Source organism: Streptomyces sp. NPDC101219 (assembly GCF_044767675.1).
GTDB lineage: Bacteria > Actinomycetota > Actinomycetes > Streptomycetales > Streptomycetaceae > Streptomyces.
In genome coordinates, this window is record NZ_JBIWOK010000003.1 from 357635 (window position 1) to 369931 (window position 12297).

General features: G+C 70.6%; 13 protein-coding genes and 1 tRNA gene. 9 read left to right on the forward strand and 5 right to left on the reverse strand.

The window, feature by feature from the left end; translation table 11 throughout:
* The first annotated feature begins 3 nt into the window (after positions 1-3).
* From galU to ACIRPP_RS07845, 7 genes are all read left to right on the forward strand, one after another.
* The gene (gene galU / locus ACIRPP_RS07815) at positions 4-915 is read left to right on the forward strand and encodes a UTP--glucose-1-phosphate uridylyltransferase GalU (RefSeq protein ID WP_403638882.1); all 912 of its coding nucleotides are present in this window, start codon (positions 4-6) and stop codon (positions 913-915) included.
* Positions 912-2234 carry a gephyrin-like molybdotransferase Glp gene (gene glp, locus ACIRPP_RS07820; protein ID WP_403638884.1) on the forward strand — a complete coding sequence of 441 codons (1323 nt, stop codon included), beginning with the start codon at positions 912-914 and terminating at the stop codon, positions 2232-2234. The genes galU and glp overlap by 4 nt, the downstream gene beginning before the upstream one ends.
* An 86-nt stretch (positions 2235-2320) precedes the next feature.
* A complete protein-coding gene (gene moaC / locus ACIRPP_RS07825; RefSeq protein WP_403638886.1) occupies positions 2321-2833 on the forward strand; it encodes a cyclic pyranopterin monophosphate synthase MoaC in 513 nt (170 codons plus the stop codon).
* Complete coding sequence (locus ACIRPP_RS07830; protein ID WP_403638888.1) at positions 2830-3372, forward strand: molybdenum cofactor biosynthesis protein B; 543 nt, start codon at positions 2830-2832, stop codon at positions 3370-3372. The genes moaC and ACIRPP_RS07830 overlap by 4 nt, the downstream gene beginning before the upstream one ends.
* 17 nt (positions 3373-3389) lie before the next feature.
* Entirely contained in the window at positions 3390-4061 is a 672-nt protein-coding gene (locus ACIRPP_RS07835) for a GNAT family N-acetyltransferase (RefSeq protein WP_403638892.1), read from the forward strand.
* Positions 4062-4233: 172 nt separating this feature from the next.
* A complete protein-coding gene (gene glpR, locus ACIRPP_RS07840) occupies positions 4234-5571 on the forward strand; it encodes a gephyrin-like molybdotransferase receptor GlpR (RefSeq protein ID WP_403638894.1) in 1338 nt (445 codons plus the stop codon).
* 83 nt (positions 5572-5654) lie between these two features.
* Positions 5655-5728: transfer RNA gene (locus ACIRPP_RS07845), tRNA-Ala, on the forward strand.
* A 72-nt stretch (positions 5729-5800) separates the two neighbouring features.
* Here the strand turns inward: ACIRPP_RS07845 and xerC are convergent.
* From xerC to ACIRPP_RS07870, 5 genes are read right to left on the reverse strand one after another with little or no spacing between them, the layout of a single operon-like run.
* Positions 5801-7024, reverse strand: coding sequence for a tyrosine recombinase XerC (gene xerC, locus ACIRPP_RS07850; RefSeq protein WP_403638896.1), 1224 nt, complete (start codon positions 7022-7024; stop codon positions 5801-5803).
* Positions 7021-7227: an excisionase family DNA-binding protein gene (locus ACIRPP_RS07855; protein WP_403638898.1), complete on the reverse strand. Its 207-nt coding sequence runs from the start codon at positions 7225-7227 to the stop codon at positions 7021-7023. Before ACIRPP_RS07855 ends, xerC begins: the two co-directional genes overlap by 4 nt.
* Positions 7224-8606, reverse strand: coding sequence for a replication initiator protein RepSA (repSA, locus tag ACIRPP_RS07860; protein WP_403638900.1), 1383 nt, complete (start codon positions 8604-8606; stop codon positions 7224-7226). The genes ACIRPP_RS07855 and repSA overlap by 4 nt, the downstream gene beginning before the upstream one ends.
* A 35-nt stretch (positions 8607-8641) precedes the next feature.
* The gene (locus tag ACIRPP_RS07865) at positions 8642-9376 is read right to left on the reverse strand and encodes a helix-turn-helix domain-containing protein (RefSeq protein WP_403638902.1); all 735 of its coding nucleotides are present in this window, start codon (positions 9374-9376) and stop codon (positions 8642-8644) included.
* On the reverse strand, positions 9373-9615 hold the full coding sequence (locus ACIRPP_RS07870) for a hypothetical protein (RefSeq protein ID WP_403638903.1): 243 nt from the start codon (positions 9613-9615) through the stop codon (positions 9373-9375). Before ACIRPP_RS07870 ends, ACIRPP_RS07865 begins: the two co-directional genes overlap by 4 nt.
* 177 nt (positions 9616-9792) lie before the next feature.
* On the opposite strand from ACIRPP_RS07870, the gene ACIRPP_RS07875 reads away from it, so the two are divergent.
* Both ACIRPP_RS07875 and ACIRPP_RS07880 read left to right on the forward strand, forming a co-directional pair.
* A complete protein-coding gene (locus ACIRPP_RS07875; RefSeq protein ID WP_403638905.1) occupies positions 9793-10158 on the forward strand; it encodes a GntR family transcriptional regulator in 366 nt (121 codons plus the stop codon).
* A 154-nt stretch (positions 10159-10312) separates the two neighbouring features.
* Positions 10313-11545, forward strand: coding sequence for an XRE family transcriptional regulator (locus ACIRPP_RS07880; protein ID WP_403638907.1), 1233 nt, complete (start codon positions 10313-10315; stop codon positions 11543-11545).
* Positions 11546-12297: the final 752 nt, after the last annotated feature.

Sequence of the window (12297 nt, forward strand, 5' to 3'; positions counted from 1 at the left end):
GCCATGTCTCAGTCACACCCTCGGATCAGCAAGGCTGTCATCCCGGCAGCAGGTCTCGGCACCCGGTTCCTGCCGGCCACGAAGGCCACTCCCAAGGAGATGCTGCCGGTCGTCGACAAGCCGGCGATCCAGTACGTGGTCGAAGAGGCCGTCGCCGCCGGCCTCGACGACGTCCTCATGGTCACGGGCCGCAACAAGCGCCCGCTGGAGGACCATTTCGACCGCAACTACGAACTGGAGTCCGCTCTCGAGAAGAAGGGCGACGCCAACCGGCTGGCCAAGGTCCAGGAGTCCAGCGACCTGGCCACCATGCACTACGTCCGTCAGGGTGACCCCAAGGGTCTGGGACACGCCGTGCTGTGCGCCGCCCCCCACGTGGGCGACGAGCCCTTCGCCGTGCTCCTCGGCGACGACCTGATCGACCCGCGCGACCCCCTGCTCCAGCGCATGATCGACGTCCAGGCGCAGCACGGCGGCAGCGTCATCGCCCTCATGGAGGTGGCCCCGGAGCAGATCCACCTCTACGGGTCCGCCGCCGTCGAGGCCACCGAGGACGCCGACGTCGTCCGGGTCGGCGGTCTGGTCGAGAAGCCCGACGCCGCCGACGCGCCGTCCAACTTCGCCATCATCGGCCGCTACGTCCTCGACCCGGCCGTCTTCGAGATACTCCGCAAGACCGAGCCGGGCCGCGGCGGCGAGATCCAGCTGACCGACGCCCTCCAGCAGCTCGCGGCCGACAAGGGGGTCGGCGGCCCGGTGCACGGCGTCGTCTTCAAGGGCCGGCGCTATGACACCGGCGACCGCGGCGACTACCTGCGTGCCATTGTCCGGCTCGCGTGCGAACGTGAGGACCTCGGCCCGGACTTCCGGACCTGGCTCCGCCGTTACGTCACCGAGGAGATGCAGCAACGTTGAGCACCGCCGCGCCCCGCACCGCAGGCCCGGACCACCTCTGGTCGGTGGACGAGCACCTGGACGACATTCTCGGCACCGTCCGTCCGCTCGAGCCCATCGAACTGCACCTCCTCGACGCCCAGGGCTGCGTCCTGGTCGAGGACGTCACGGTGCCGGTGTCCCTGCCCCCGTTCGACAACAGCTCCATGGACGGGTACGCGGTGCGGGTCGCGGACATCGCGGGCGCCAGCGAGGAGTACCCGGCGGCCCTCGAGGTCGTCGGTGACGTCGCCGCCGGCCAGGCCGACCTCCTCCACGTCGGCCCCGGCCAGGCCGCCCGCATCATGACCGGCGCCCCGCTCCCGCCGGGCGCCGAGACCGTCGTCCCCGTCGAGTGGACCGACGGCGGCCTGGGCGGCGGCCCCGCCACCGGGATGCGGGCCCGCAGCCTCGCCCCCGAGGGCGCCACCGGACAGGTCCGCGTCCACCGGCCCGCCGCGGCGCGCGCCCACGTGCGCGCCGCCGGCAGCGACGTCGAGGCGGGCGACCGTGCCCTGACCGCCGGGACCGTCCTCGGCCCGCCGCAGATCTCCCTGCTCGCGGCCATCGGCCGCGGCACGGTGCGCGTGCGGCCCCGCCCGCGCGTGGTCGTGCTCTCCACGGGCAGCGAACTCGTCCAGCCCGACGCGGAACTGCGCCCCGGACAGATCTACGACTCCAACAGCTTCGCCCTCACCGCCGCCGCCCGGGACGCCGGAGCGATCGCCTACCGGGTGGGTGCCGTCACCGACGACGCCGCGACCCTGCGGGACACGATCGAGGACCAGCTGGTGCGGGCCGACCTGATGGTGACCACCGGCGGCGTGAGCGTCGGCGCGTACGACGTGGTCAAGGAGGCCCTGTCGTCCGTCGCCGACGAGGACGAACCGGGCAGCGGCATCGACTTCCGCAGGCTGGCCATGCAGCCCGGCAAACCGCAGGGCTTCGGCTCCATCGGCCCCGACCACACTCCGCTGCTGGCCCTCCCCGGCAACCCGGTCTCCTCCTACGTCTCCTTCGAGCTGTTCGTCCGGCCCGCCATCCGTACCCTCATGGGCCTCACCGACGTCCACCGGCCCCGCACGCGCGCGACCCTCACCGCGGACCGCCCGCTGACCTCGCCCAAGGGCCGCCGCCAGTTCCTGCGCGGCCGGTACGCCGACGGTGCGGTGACCCCGGTCGGCGGCGCCGGATCCCACCTGGTCGCCGCGCTCGCCCGGGCGAACGCGCTGATCGTCGTCCCCGAGGACACCGAGTCCCTGGAGCCGGGAGCCGCCGTCGAGGTGGTCCTGCTCGGCTGAGCACCCCGCATTGCCGGTACCGTGTCGCGCACAGCAGGCCCACGCGCCGCACCGCGACGGGCCCGGACCGGGAGCGCCACACGATCATGACCGTGCCTTCCCGGGGGGACACCCCCGGACCCTCCGAGCAGCGCCGCCTGACGCACATCGACGAGGCGGGCGCCGCCCGCATGGTCGACGTCTCCGGCAAGGACGTCACCGCGCGCACCGCCCGCGCCACCGGCCGCGTCCTCGTCTCGCCCCACGTCGTCGATCTGCTGCGCGGCGAGGGCGTCCCCAAGGGCGACGCCCTGGCCACCGCCCGTATCGCGGGCATCATGGGCGCCAAGCGCACCCCCGACCTGATCCCGCTGTGCCACCCCCTGTCGGTGTCCGGTGTGACACTGGACCTGTCGGTCGCGGACGACGCCGTCCAGATCGCGGCGACGGTCAGGACGACGGACCGCACGGGCGTCGAGATGGAGGCGCTCACCGCGGTCTCCGTCGCCGCGCTCACCGTGATCGACATGGTCAAGGCGGTCGACAAGGAGGCGGTCATCACGGACGTGCGGGTCGAGGAGAAGACGGGCGGCAAGTCCGGCGACTGGAGCAGGTCATGACCCCCGGCGCACCGGACGGCGACACGGCGCCCGCGCCGTACCGGGCCCTGGTCGTCACCGCCTCCAACCGGGCCGCCGCCGGCGTCTACGCGGACCGGGGCGGCCCGCTGATCGCCGACGGCCTGCGCCGGCTCGGCTTCGGCGTCGACGGCCCGCAGGTCGTCCCCGACGGGGACCCCGTGGAGGCCGCGCTGCGCGCGGGCGCCGACGCCGGGTACGACGTCGTCGTGACCACCGGGGGCACCGGCATCTCGCCCACCGACCGCACCCCCGAGGCCACCCGGCGGGTCATCGACCACGAGGTGCCCGGCATCGCGGAGGCCATCCGCGCGTACGGCCGCGAGAAGGTGGCGACGGCCGCGCTCTCCCGCGGCCTCGCGGGCGTGGCCGGCCGCACGCTGATCGTCAACCTCCCCGGATCCAGCGGCGGGGTGAAGGACGGTCTCGCCGTTCTCGAGCCGCTGCTGCGGCACGCCGTCGACCAGTTGCGCGGTGGTGACCACGAGCGGCCCGGCGCCCGGAGCGGGGGTGCGAGCTGAACCGCCCCTCCTGGCCCGTGGAACTGGTGGACGGCGACATCGTCCTCCGGCCGATAAAGCTGCGCGACCAGCGGGCCTGGCGTGAGGTCAACCGGCGCAACCGCGACTGGCTGCGGCCCTGGGAGGCGACCATCCCGCCGCCCACGCCGTCCGGCCCCGTCATCCACCGGCCGACCTACCGTCAGATGGTCCGCCACCTGCGGACCGAGGCCAACGCGGGCCGCATGCTGCCGTTCGTCATCGACTACCAGGGCCGCCTGGTCGGCCAGTTGACGGTCGCCGGCATCACCTGGGGCTCCATGTGCTCGGGCCACGTGGGTTACTGGGTGGACGAGGCGGTGGCCGGGCGCGGGGTGATGCCGACGGCCGTGGCGCTGGCCGCCGACCACTGTTTCCGCACCGTCGGTCTGCACCGCCTGGAGATCTGCATTCGCCCCGAGAACGGCCCCAGCCGCCGGGTCGTCGAAAAACTCGGATTCCGGGAGGAGGGCCTGCGGCCCCGCTATCTCCACATCGACGGAGCCTGGCGCGACCACCTCGTCTTCGCCCTCACCGCGGAGGAGGTCCCCGAGGGCCTGCTCACCCGTTGGCGCCGGTCACGCGAACGGCAGGCCGGGCCCGGGGCGTCCGAGGGGAGCGCGGAGAACGGAAGACACCACCCGGGTATCCCGCACCGCCCCGGAAATTGAATAAATGTTCGAAATTGATCGCGTGGTGACCGTCTTCATGCCCCGAATTCCCGGGTCGGGCGGTCCGCTGATCGCATCCGTCACAAGAAAAGTTCGAAATATCAGCCAGATCGTGCGACACACCGGCTCAATTGGCGGATGGCCTCACGCAAACCCCTCTACCGTGTGAGACGTGAGCAGCAGCGGCCTCATCTACGCAGTCATCGTCGGGGCCTGGGCCGCCTACTTGGTGCCGATGTGGCTCCGTAGGCAGGACGAGCTGAACGAGGCCCGTCCGACGGAACGCTTCAGCACCGCCATCCGATTGCTGTCCGGACGGGCGGGCATGGAGCGCCGGTACGCCAAGGACCTGCGGGCGCGCTCCTCCGGCGAGGAGGAGCAGAGCGTCCACGACCCGGACGCGGTCACCGACTCGGTGGACGTCCGGGCCTTCGCCGTGTCCCGGACCCGCCCGCAGACCCGGGTGCCCCTCCCTGAACCCTCCGTCCGCCCGCCCCACGAGCAGGCCGACGCAGCCGCCCGCCCCGCCCCGCAGGGACGGCGCGCCCCCGCCCCGGAGCGCGGCGCGGTCCCGCCCGCACGACGGGAGGACCGGGCGGCCGGGACGGCACACCAGGACCGGCGCGGCCGGCGGGACCACGAGGACCCCGCCGCCGACGCCATTGAGGCAGCCGAGGCGACGCAGGCCGCCACCCGCGCCGCCCACGCGGCCCAGCGCGCCCGGCGGGCCCAGGCGGCGCAGGCCGCCGCGCGCGCCCGGCGCTCGAAGGTGCTCGCGCGCCGCCGCCGCACCACCACGATGCTGTTCCTCGCCTTCACGCTCGGCGCGATCGTCGCGGCGGTCGGCGGACTCGCCTTCCTGTGGGCGCCCGGCGTCCCCGCCGTGCTGCTCAGCGCGTACATCGCCCACCTGCGCTCCCAGGAGCGCCGCCGCTTCGCCTACCAGATGGACCGCCGCCAGGCCGAGGCCGCCGCCCAGCGGCTGCGGGAGCGCGACCGCCGGCCCCGTCGCCGCCCGGCCGTGACCGAAGCCGACCCCGACGAGCCGGAAGGCCCGGGGGCCGGCACCGACACCGACCCCGGCCTCTCCGCCCTGGCCGCCGACCGGCGCGCGCTCGTCGAGCAGACCGACCACGCCGAGTGGGTCGACCAGCAGCGCGAGCGGCAGCAGCGCCCCGGCCAGGGCAGCGACAGCTGGGACCCCGTCCCCGTCCCGCTGCCCACCTACGTCACCGCCCCCGTCGCCCCGCGCGCCACCAGCGACGTCGACCTCGGCGCCCCGGACACCTGGAGCTCGGCCCGCTCCAGCGCCGTCACCCCCGGCCCGCAGGAGACACCGGCCGCCGCAAAAGCCGACGAGGAGGAGACCGGCACGGACGAGCGGACCGACGGCGACGGCCGCACCGACGCCCGCCGCGCCGCCTCCGCGCGCCGCGCCCGCGAACGCGGCCGCACCCCGCTGTTCGACCAGTACGAGGACGGCGACCGCCCCCGCGCCGCCAACGAGTAGCCCGCACATCTCGCGTCCGCGCCCCCACCGGCAACGGATTTCCGAGCTGCCGGATCGGGGTGCTAAAGTTTCACTCGTTGCAAGGGCCTGTGGCGCAGTCCGGTAGCGCACCTCGTTCGCATCGAGGGGGCCAGGGGTTCAAATCCCCTCAGGTCCACGCAGCTCGAAGCCCCGGTCGGGATCTCCCGACCGGGGCTTCGACGTGTCGTACAGCAGCGAAGTACAGCAACTACTCCGGATCTTGTTTCCCGAGATGCTTGCCGAGCTTGCGCAGCGCCCGGCGGGTGGCTTCCGACGGGACGTGCGTGTAGACCTCCATCGTCACCGCGATCTTGCTGTGCCGGAGGATCTGCATGGCGACCCGCGGGTGCACGTCGAGCGCCGCGAGGAGCGAACCGCACGTGTGCCGGGTGTCGTGCAGCCGGATCTGGCGGACGCCGGCGCGGGCCGACCGGTCGACGAACCGGCGGTTGAAGTTGCGCGGCTCGAACGGCGTCCCGTAGCGCGTCGTGAACACGAAGTCGGAGTCCGACCACAGGTCACCCGCAGCCTGCTTGGCCAACTCCTGCTCCTTGCGCCTCCGCTGGAGAGCCGCAATGCAGATCTCCGGGAGAGGCAACGTCGCCGACGACGCCTCCGTCTTGGTCTCGTCGTGGACCAAGCGCCGATTGATCCGTTGAAGCTGCATCTGCACCGTGATCTCGCCAGCGTCCAGGTTGACGTTCTCCCAGGTGAGGCCCAGCACCTCACCGCGACGGAAGCCCAGGACCAGGATCAGCACGTACGCCGCGTACAGCGGGTCATGAGCCGCGCTGGCCGCTTCGAGGAACTGTCGAGCCTCTTCCACCGACCACGGGTGCCTCTTCTTCCTCCGCGCCGATCGGACCTTCACCAGGGCGGCCACGTTCTTCGTGATCAGCTCCTCTGTCATGGCGTTGGTCAGGGCCGACCGTAAGACCGCTCGGGCATCCTGAACAGTGCGGCGGGACGGTATGCGTTCGCAGCAGTCGCCGACGGAGCAGCAGCGAGGTGTGTCCCGCCGCGCGTCGAGTCCCTGCGCGCAGCATTGGCACTGCCCCAGGAGGGTATTCACCCAGTTCCTCACGTCCCGCACCGTGAGCTTGTCGAGCCGCTTTGCCCCCAGTCCCGGAGCGATGTAGAGCCGGACGTGCATCGCGTACGTCTCGGCGGTCTTGGGCTTCAAGTCCGGCGTCACGACCTCCGTGAGCCACCGGGCGAGGTACTGCGCGAGCGTCGGTGACGAGGTCGCCACCGGCCCTTGCTTGGCTTCGGCGTGCAGCTTGATCCACTTGTCGTGGACCTCTTCGCGAGTCTTGCCATAGACGTACTTCCGCTTGCGCTTGCCGTCCGGGGTGGTCACCCAGGCGTATGCGGCGAAGCCGTTCTTGTACGGGTAGATCGAGCCTTCACCGTTGCCGCGCTTGCCGGTCATGCTGACACCCCCTCAGCCTGAGAGGTGACCTGCTGCACGTACTCATCCACCCAGGCCGGGAGTATCCGCCGGTTGCGTCCGACCTTGACGGAGCGGATCTCTCCCGTGAGGACGAGCATCTTGGTCTTGGACAGACCGAAGCCGAGCATCTCGGCCACCTCTGCCGTGGTGTACCACTTGCGCGTGATCACAGCCGTCGTCATGCCGCGGCTTCCTCCCATTCGAGTTGGTCTTGCAGGGCTTCGCGTGCTGTCTCTCGGTTCAGTCGGATCTCCTTCGCGATGGATGCGGCGAGCCAGGATTCGCCGGGGGAGTGGCCCTGTCCGGCGTAGGTCCAGTGGGCGAGGACGAGGGTGGAGCCGTCGGCGTCGTCCAGGTCCTCGGGGAGTCCGCGTTCGCGGCGTTCCTGGCGGGCGCGGTAGTCGGCGCGGGTCTGGCGCAGGGCGCCGAGGGTGGTGGAGTAGCGGCGGGATTTGGTGGAGAAGTGCCCGCGGAAGCCGAGCATGTGAGCCCACCGGGTCAACAGGCGGTCCGGGTAGGTGTCGTTGAGCTGGTAGCAGGCTTCGATCAGCCGCCGGGTGTGTGCGGGCAGGTCGAGCTTGTCGAGTTCGGCCAGCTCGCCGATGCGGCGGTCGACGGTGCCGGTGGTCTCGGCGGCTTTGGTGGCGTACTTGGCGACGTAGGAGGCGACGGCCTGTTCGGTCAGTTCCTCGTGGCCCAGGGCGCCGATGGGCTGCACGTCGACCTGCTTCCCCCAGCGCAGGGTTCGTGCGGGGAAGTCACCGGCAGCCGGGACCGGTACGGCGACGCGGGCGGCGGCGGCCCGGATCGCGGCATCCAGGAGAGCGACGGTGGCCCAGGCCGGGGGTGGAGTGTCGGGGCCTTCCGGGCCGTCGAGGCGCACCACGGCGTGGAAGTGGACGGAGCCGCGTTTCTGGAACTCGGCGACCTTGCCGAAGGAGACCCGGCAGGTCTCCCGCAGGGCGGTTTGGGTGCTGCCGGCGCGGGCCGCGATCTCGCGGCGGAGGTAGATGGTGAAGCGGCGCCACAGGTCCCCGGCGTGGTTGTTCCACAGCACCGCTCCCGCGTAGTCGTAGCGCTCCGGGGCCAGGGCCGTTCCGAGGGCGAGGTCACTCTCGCCGTGCTGGACTCCGCAGCGGCAGCGCCCGGAAGCGGGCCGATTGTGGACCGGGCCGAAGGACGGGGCGGTGAGGGTGGCGAAGACACGCGGGTGATCCCGCACGGTCGCGGGCACGTCCTTGCCCTCATCACCGGTGATCCCGGCGCGGATCAGGTGGTAGGTGTCTCCCGCGTAGGTCCAGGCGCAGGCCGGGCACCGCGAAGCACGCCGGTTGCCGCAAGCCACCCGAAGCCGTCCGCCAGGCTCCTGGTCGGTGCTGTAGAAGTAGAGGACGTCGCCGCTCTTGGCATCGCGGGTGACCGTCGAGCCTTGCAGGTGGATCGGGTTGGAGCAGCCGCCCGTGCGGCGGATCTGCTCCCGCCAGCGGTCGAAGCCAGGCGTGTTGGCGACCCGGAGCAAGTCGGCGAGGGTGAGCGGATCGGTGCCCACGGCTGCCGCCACGTCAGCGACGACAGCCGTGGAAACGGGCAGGTGGGTCACGCGGCCACCGCCCGCAGGTGCGCAACCGGCCGAACGGGGGCGGCCGTGGCGAAGAGGTGGTCCAGGGTGGCCAGGTAGCCACCGGTCATCGGGGCCGGGCCTAACCGGCGCAGGTGCAGGACCGGAGCCAGAGCCGGGGTGGAGCCGTCGATCGGCGTGGTGACCAGCAGGTCATCGTCCGCGCGCAGGACGTCGGCCCGCAGCCCGGGGTGCGTCGACAGGCGCAGGCCGGGGACCGTCAGCAGCGAAGGGAAGACGTCGCCCAGCCCGGTGACCGGTCCGGCCGGGTGCTCCGGGGTGACGAGGCGGACGCGGACGCCGGCCGATGCCTTGTCGGCCAGCAGGGGCGGCAGGTCCCAGACCGCGTCGGCCAGGAACAGCAGATTGGACATCGCCAGGTCGATCACCGTCGCGGCACCAGCCACGGTGGAGCGCCACAGGCCGTAGGGGACGGTGGAGCGCATCGGGTAGCAGGCGACGACCTCATCCTGTGCCGTCGGCGCGGAGCGGTGACGCTCGCCGAGCCTGGGCCACAGGTGATAGGCGTCCGCCCGCAGGTACTTGGCGGCGGCCTCGGCGTTGCGGGCGTGCGGGGTCCGGTCCGTGTTGAGCCAGCGATCCACCGACTTCGGGTCGATGCCCAGGTGGTCGGCCAGGGCCTCGATGGTGACGTTCGCGGCGACCATGGCGGCACGCAGCCGCTCGTTCCCGGTGATCGTTGCGGAGGTCATGCGGCCACCGCCCCGGCGAGCGAGGTCACGGGCTGGCCCGTCTCCCAGATGAAGGGCACGGCCACCGGGCAGCGTTCCTGACCGTGGACCAGGACGCCGATGCCGTCCACGTTGATCCAGTCGAGCCCTCCGAACGCGCCGCAGGCCCAGCACGACGAGGGCAGGACTACGGCGTCATCCCGGCGGGACAGCGGGGCAGATAACGGCGCCGGGTGCGCGTCAGCAAGCGTCACGGGCATGATGGGACTTCCCTTCGAGGGACGAAGGAGGGCGGCGATCTGCTTGGCGGTAGGTGCGTCGCCCTCCGGGTCATCAGCGGGTAACCGCATGACTTAGCTTGATATATAGCAGGCTAGAGCACAAGAGGTAGTGCGGCATAGGCTGTGCTATGTCGCAAGGCTCTGTACGCTCGGCACATGACGGTTGAAGCCCACGACCCCAGGCCGAAGAAGGTGCAGATCGCCGACGTCCTGCGCGAAGAGGTCGCCGCGCTACCGGCGGGGCACAGGCTTGCTTCGCTGCGTGAAGTGGCCGACCGGTTCAAGGTCACCACCGTGACAGCAGGTAACGCACTCAAGCTGCTCGCAGATGAGGGCGTGATCGTCTCGGTGCCGACGCGCGGGTACTTCGTGCAGTCGCCGCAGGACACCGGCGAAGCCGGGCGGGACGCCGGCGGGCCGGTTAACCGAGACGAGATCAACGCTATCCACTCCGAGATTCGACAACTTGCCGCCCGAGTAGCCGAGTTGGAGAAGCGTGCTCAGTCCCCGAGCAGTGCCTGACTGGTGATCCACCATGCGGGGTGACCGGCGAGGGGACTAGGGACATACGCGGTGTCAGTGGGGGACAGCGCTAGTGCCAACCCCCTGTCACCCCCCGTGTCACCAGCTCTCTCAGTGCCAGACTCGAAGGAAGGCATCCGATGGGAGGCAGCAGATGAGTGACGAACGGCCCGCGTGGGCGCGAAGGCTCGCCTCGGAACGGGCGGCCCGGCAGTGGTCTCAAGCCGAAGTGGTGGCCGCGCTCCGGGCGCACGCCCCGAACCCATTGCCTGAGGGCTCCAGCATGCTGCGGCAGTGGAAGCGCTGGGAGTCCGGCGAAGTCATGCCGAGCGACTTCTACAAGCCGATCATCGCGGCCACCTTCGGCACAGTCACTCACGCGATCTTCCCAGTTGCCGGACAGCGAGACGGGAACGCCGAGATTACCGCCGTCAGTGGCATGGAGACGCTGGACATCATCAGCAGGTTGCAGGCTTCCGATGTGGACAATGCCACGCTGGAGGCCCTCAGGATCACCACTGACCGTCTTTGCTCCGAGTACCCGTTCCTGCCTAGTGGGCAGCTCGCCGCCGAGGGCAGGCAGTGGCTGAAGCGCATTGCCGGTCTTCAGTCTCAGCGGCTGACGCTCGCGCAGCACCGTGAAGTGCTCACTCTGTCGGGTTGGCTGGCCCTGCTCATCGGGTGCGTCGAGTACGACATGGGCGACCGAGCTGCGGCTGAGAGCACTCGAAAGGCCGCTCTGTCTTTAGCCCGTGAGTCCGGCAACGCGGAGATCACCGGTTGGGCCCACGAGATGCGGGCATGGTTCGCGCTGACCACGGGCGACTACCGTGGGATCCTCGCGGCAACAAAGGCAGGGGCGGAAGCGGCTCCGAGCCACGGCGTGGCCGTCCAACTCGCCGGCCAAGAGGCGAAGGCATGGGCACGACTGGGCGACCGTCGGCAGACGGAAGTTGCACTTGACCGAGGGCGGAAGCTCCTCGAAGGCATGCCGTACCCCGAGAACCTCGACAACCACTTTGTGGTGGACCCAGCGAAGTTCGACTTCTACGCGATGGATTGCTACCGGCTGCTTGGCGAGGATCGGTTCGCCGAGAACCTTGCCAACGAGGTGATCCGAGCGGGCACCGACTTCGACGGGTCCGAGCGATCACCGATGCGCATGGCGGAAGCGCGGATCACGCTTGGTGTGGTGGCAGCGCGGCAAGGCGACTTGGACCAGGCCGTGAACTACGGCGAGTGGGCCTTGCAGGGCGACCGGCAGTCCTTGCCGTCCTTGCTCATGGTCAGCCGTGAGCTTGCGGCCATCGTCAATCGAGACTTCCCCAATGAGTCGACAGGCCGGGACTACCTTGATCACCTGACCGCGCTGAGCCGAACAAGCTAGGGCGTTACAGGTTTCTCTACCTCATCAAGGCCCCCGCGCACGGCGCGGGAGCGCGCCGCCTCTGCGGCGCGGCCTGCCTCCTGTCTTCGCCCCGGCTGGCCGCGCCCGGCGGCGCGCAGGCGACTGCGGGGGCATGGGTGGAAGAAACCCTCTGTGGCTGGGGCGGTCGGCTCCACGGCTTTAGGCAGCCACTTTGGGGCGAGCCTCGAAGATCTTGGCCCCAACGTCGTGCTTTAACGGGCAGGTCCACAGACTGCCCGACTCGCCATCAGCTTACGGGGCCAAGATCACTCGCCCCAAAGCAGCTCCAGCCCAAAGCCGTTCCGCCGACCGCGTGCTCAGTAACCCGCCTTACGGGCGAGATTAAGTCAGGATCTACGTTCCTTTCATCCCGTATTGCGCGGTGTTGTGCGATCGCAGTTGCGATTGCAGTTGCGGTCGCAGCCGTCACCGCAAGACGCATAGAGGTGCAGGTACATCTGTCTTCGTGTAGCTACAAAAACCCAGCTCATGTAGCTACACGGCATGGCTCATCGAGGGTCACAGGAAAGCTGTGCGCCGCACGCCGAAATGTCGCTAGCGCGTTGTGCCTGAAAACAGTCGCCTGGCTAAGCTCCGGGTCCGCGACGACCGAGCTAAGAGGCGCCCTGCGGTCCTGATTTGGCGATCGGCTAGCAGGGCGCCCGCGGGCTTGGTCGCCGAACCAGACCATCAGCCAGGAAGGACGAGGCCGCCTCGTGGAGACAGCATCC

What these genes read in the sequence shown, in the direction of transcription:
- galU (WP_403638882.1), top strand. Translation starts at nt 4, where the DNA reads ATGTCTCAGTCACACCCTCGGATCAGCAAGGCTGTCATCCCGGCAGCA.
- moaC (WP_403638886.1), top strand. Translation starts at nt 2,321, where the DNA reads ATGACCGTGCCTTCCCGGGGGGACACCCCCGGACCCTCCGAGCAGCGC.
- ACIRPP_RS07830 (WP_403638888.1), top strand. Translation starts at nt 2,830, where the DNA reads ATGACCCCCGGCGCACCGGACGGCGACACGGCGCCCGCGCCGTACCGG.
- xerC (WP_403638896.1), bottom strand. Translation starts at nt 7,024, where the DNA reads ATGACCGGCAAGCGCGGCAACGGTGAAGGCTCGATCTACCCGTACAAG.
- ACIRPP_RS07855 (WP_403638898.1), bottom strand. Translation starts at nt 7,227, where the DNA reads ATGACGACGGCTGTGATCACGCGCAAGTGGTACACCACGGCAGAGGTG.
- ACIRPP_RS07865 (WP_403638902.1), bottom strand. Translation starts at nt 9,376, where the DNA reads ATGACCTCCGCAACGATCACCGGGAACGAGCGGCTGCGTGCCGCCATG.
- ACIRPP_RS07870 (WP_403638903.1), bottom strand. Translation starts at nt 9,615, where the DNA reads ATGCCCGTGACGCTTGCTGACGCGCACCCGGCGCCGTTATCTGCCCCG.
- ACIRPP_RS07875 (WP_403638905.1), top strand. Translation starts at nt 9,793, where the DNA reads ATGACGGTTGAAGCCCACGACCCCAGGCCGAAGAAGGTGCAGATCGCC.
- ACIRPP_RS07880 (WP_403638907.1), top strand. Translation starts at nt 10,313, where the DNA reads ATGAGTGACGAACGGCCCGCGTGGGCGCGAAGGCTCGCCTCGGAACGG.